This window comes from Streptomyces sp. 4F14 (assembly GCF_048159485.1).
GTDB lineage: Bacteria > Actinomycetota > Actinomycetes > Streptomycetales > Streptomycetaceae > Streptomyces.
This window is the reverse complement of record NZ_JBLRVY010000460.1, coordinates 1-301: the sequence shown is the minus strand read 5'-3', so window position 1 is coordinate 301 and position 301 is coordinate 1. Positions and strand designations below refer to the sequence as shown.

Here is a 301-nt window from a genome sequence, read left to right as displayed (position 1 = left end):
TTCCTCCAGCAGGAGCGCGGCCTCGACGACACGCGGGTTGGCTCCGGCAGGCGCCGTCCAGACGGAGTGGGCCGCGTGCGCGGCCTCGTGGACGAACACGCCCCAGGCGGCGGGATACCGCTCCTCGTCGCCCACGATCCGCGGATGGATCTCGTGGGGCTTAAGCGGGGCGAACAGGCCGGCGTCGAACTCGACCTCGCCCAGCGTGGGGAAGAACGCGGCCGGTGCGCCGCTGCGCGTGCCGGGGCGGCAGGTGACGAGGAGGTCCTGGCGGCCGGAGAGGGCGACCAGCCGGTCGCCG

The 301-nt window shown here is 74.8% G+C and carries 1 pseudogene; it reads right to left on the bottom strand.

The annotated features are described in order from the left end of the window. Window positions 1-301 (bottom strand): annotated as a pseudogene (locus ACLZOT_RS51590) (hypothetical protein); the annotation flags it as partial.